2 protein-coding genes and 1 pseudogene are annotated in these 3,623 nt (G+C 31.6%); 1 reads left to right on the forward strand and 2 read right to left on the reverse strand.

The window, feature by feature from the left end; all coding sequences use genetic code 11:
• The first annotated feature begins 130 nt into the window (after nt 1-130).
• Nucleotides 131-1,252: a glycosyltransferase family 2 protein gene (locus EZH24_RS08700; protein ID WP_137998776.1), complete on the forward strand. Its 1,122-nt coding sequence runs from the start codon at nt 131-133 to the stop codon at nt 1,250-1,252.
• A 6-nt stretch (nt 1,253-1,258) separates the two neighbouring features.
• Here the strand turns inward: EZH24_RS08700 and EZH24_RS08705 are convergent, their stop codons facing one another.
• The gene (locus tag EZH24_RS08705) at nt 1,259-2,521 is read right to left on the reverse strand and encodes a homoserine dehydrogenase (protein WP_137998777.1); all 1,263 of its coding nucleotides are present in this window, start codon (nt 2,519-2,521) and stop codon (nt 1,259-1,261) included.
• A 3-nt stretch (nt 2,522-2,524) separates the two neighbouring features.
• Nucleotides 2,525-3,623: pseudogene (locus EZH24_RS08710) on the reverse strand (CoA activase); the annotation flags it as partial.

Genomic DNA, 3,623 nt, shown 5'->3' on the forward strand with positions numbered 1-3,623 from the left:
ATTGTTTTTCCTTATATTAAAATCTAAAAAAATCAGGCTTGGATATAAAATTTATCAGCGAAAACACGGGATTAAGTATAGAAGAAGTCGAAAAATTATAAAGCTTAGACTTTTAATATAAGGAAAAACAATGCCAAAAGTTTCAGTAATTCTTCCAATATACAATGTTGAAAAATATTTAAGAAAATGTTTGGATAGCGTTATAAATCAAACTTTGAAAGATATAGAGATAATATGCGTAAACGATTGTTCTACGGACGGATGCGAAAATATAATTTCAGAATATGCAAAGAAAGACGGCAGAATAAAAATTATAAACAATGAAAAAAATTTTGGAATCGGTTTTTCTCGCAATATCGGAATAAGCGAAAGCTCGGGCGAATACATTTCTTTTATAGACTCGGACGATTATATTGAAAAAGATTATATAGAAATTTTATATAATACGGCGATTAAAAACGAAGCCGATATAGTTTTTACGAATAATATAAATATAGTTAGAGATAAAATAATAAAGCCTTATTATCATAACAGAATAAATATTTGGAAAAAGAAATTTAAAAAAAACGAAATTTGGCGGGAAGGAATAAGCGATTTCAATGTCGACACTCCCCAAAAAGAAAATACTCCAGAATATCCGCTCGTTATAGTATGGAATAAAATATTTAAAAAAAATTTTATTAAAAAAAATAATCTAGAGTTTCAAAATTATATCGTTTCGGAAGATACGGAATTTTTTTATAAATATCTTTTATATTCTCCGAAAAAATTTTATAATAACGATGCGAAATATTATTATGTTCAAAGAAAAACTTCTTTAGTTCATTCTATAGAAAAAGACAATCGAACGGTATCGGACGCTTTATCGGTATTCAAAAATATATACACGATTTATAAAGAAAAAAAAATGGAATTATTGAAAGACGCAAATTATTATAATTTCAATTCTTTTCTTTTTATATTTAATAATTATAACGCGGATAACAAAAACGAATTTTATAAAAAATGCCATGATTTAATGAAAGAGTTAAATGTCGAAATAGACAAAGATAAACATCCTTTCGAGGCTTATTCCTGCCAAATAATGAAAACGAACGAAGATTATAATATTTATTTGGAAAAAGTCGAAAGAATAAAGAAAAAAGTTTTCTCTGTCGCTTGGTGGATTCCTTCTATAACTTTGAGGGAAAAATATAAGAAATATAATTTGAATAAAATTGCCAAAAAGAAGTTTGACGAAGAGATTAATTAATTGTCTTTACGATTTTATTCTCGCTATGAATATATTTTCTATTTTTTCCGTTTTTTCTATTATTTCGATTATTTTATTTATATTAGTTTCTTTTAATATAAACATAAAATTATTGTTTTTTTCTTCCGACTCTTCTACGATAATTTTATTTTCCAAAAAAGATTTATTAAATGTTTCAAAATTATTATTAGAAGAAGAAAATCTTATATAAAAAGTTTCGTTTTTCTCTTTGAAATCTTTAATTTTTATATCGTTATTTTTTTGAGCAAATCCCAATATTGGAATTCTTAAGTTATCAGTTATAAGATTGTTTCTTGCAAGAGTTATCGCATCGGAAACTATCGCGCTGCTTGTCGGACGCCCGCCCGCTCCCGCTCCGTAAAAAACATTCTCTCCCGACCTGTCGCCCACAACGGTAATCGCGTTAAAAGCGTAATCGACTTTTGAAAGCATATTGTCTTCTTTAAGCATAGTTGGAATAACGAATATAAAAACATTGTTATTTTTGTCAATGCTCGCTTCGGCTATCAATTTTATCGTGTAGCCAGCTTCTGTCGCAAAGATTATATCCGAAAGCTCTATATTTCTTATTCCTCTTATAAATATTTTATTCATATCCATAATATTTGAAAAAGCTATCGATGACAATATGCATAATTTATGAGCCGTGTCTATTCCGTCTATATCGAATGTCGGGTCCGCTTCGGCGTATCCTTTATCTTGAGCGTCTTTAAGAACTACTCCAAAGTCCAAATTATTTTTAGTCATATTCGTTAAAATAAAATTGCAAGTTCCGTTCAATATTCCGTAAACAGATTCTATTTTATCCGAAACCAAACTTTCTTTAAGCGCTTTTATTATTGGGACAGCTCCCGCAACCGAAGCCTCGAAAACTATATCCGTTTTTCTATTCTCCACAATTTCCGCAAAAGAATTGGCAAGCAAAGCCTTATTTGCAGTCACAATACATTTTTTCGCTTCCATTATTAATGTTTTTGCCGTATCCATTCCTCCCAAAACTTCGATTATTATGTCGATTTCTTTGTCGTTTAATATATCGTTTAAATCTTTTGTCTTTATTTCTATTAAATCAAGATATTTGTCGTTTTTTACTTTGTCGATATTTCTGCTGAAAACGGTTTTGATTTTTAATTTTATTCCCGTTCTCTTTTCTATTATTTCGTTATTTTCAATAATAGTTTTTACAGTATCTTTTCCGACATGTCCGTAGCCAGCGATTGCTATTTTGAATTCTTTTTTTTTATTCATTAATTATATTCCTATTTTTATAAAACCGCGTTCTTCAAAATATTTTTCTTTTTCATCGTATAAAACCACAGTTTCATCGCTTATGGAATCTTTAGCCGAACGAACGAAGAATTCCAATCTGTTAATCGTATTCACTTCGCTTGCTCCAGCGTCCATATCCAAATATAGAAGATTCAAATCGGGATATCTCGTTTTTAATCTCGTTTCGATTCCTCTCGCTATAATATGGTTTGCAATGCAACCGAATGGCTGTAAGCAAAGGACATTATTAACGCCTTCTTCGGCAAATGTGGCTATTTCGCCGGGCAAAAGCCAAGCCTCGCCGAATTGATTCGTCAAAGAAATAATTTTTGAAGCGTTTTCCGCTATATGTCTTATATGATGCGCGGGACGAAAACCTTTAAATTTCGACATTATTTGATTTACCGCGTCAATTCTCGCGTCAATAATTTTTTCGGAAAGTTTAGAGCCGTAATAACCCAAAAACGAAACTTCTCTCGCATGTTTTTCTTTATTTACTTGTTCGCTTATAACTTTTTGAACGAAGAAATCGAATACTGGAGGAACTATAACTTCCACTCCTTTAGCCATAAGCCAATCGCAAACATCTCCGTTGGCAAAATTATTGTATTTAACATATATCTCGCCGACAAGTCCCGCTTTAGGCAAATATAAATCTTTAGTTTCAATAGCGTTAAACTCCGCGACAGCCTGTTTCAATAATTTATCCGTATCTTTAAGAGAAAAATCTTTCGGATGCAAGACGATATATTTATTTGCAAGAGCCAAAGCCTCGCCTTTTTTCGCCTCTCTAACCGCCGTGTAATAATACATTGTAGAGATTGCGTCCGCATAAGGCATAGCTACAATTCCCTCTTTCATCATATCCATTTTTGAAAGCTCGAACCCAGGCTGGTCGTTTATAACCGTCAAACCAACCGTTACGACAGGAACATCTGGATAACCCGCGTTTATTAGTCCTCTTTTGATTAAAGAAGCGTAATTACTCGCTCGGCATTGTCCTCCCGTTTGAGATATTCCCGCAGCGATTTTGTCTGTGTCGTATTTTCCGCTTTGAACCGCCCTTATTATAATTATTTTT

Source organism: Brachyspira catarrhinii, assembly GCF_005518285.1.
Classification (GTDB): Bacteria; Spirochaetota; Brachyspiria; order Brachyspirales; family Brachyspiraceae; genus Brachyspira; species Brachyspira catarrhinii.

Bases quoted from the DNA above. Each gene is read 5' to 3' on its own strand.
- EZH24_RS08700 (WP_137998776.1), top strand. From the start codon at position 131: ATGCCAAAAGTTTCAGTAATTCTTCCAATATACAATGTTGAAAAATAT.
- EZH24_RS08705 (WP_137998777.1), bottom strand. From the start codon at position 2,521: ATGAATAAAAAAAAAGAATTCAAAATAGCAATCGCTGGCTACGGACAT.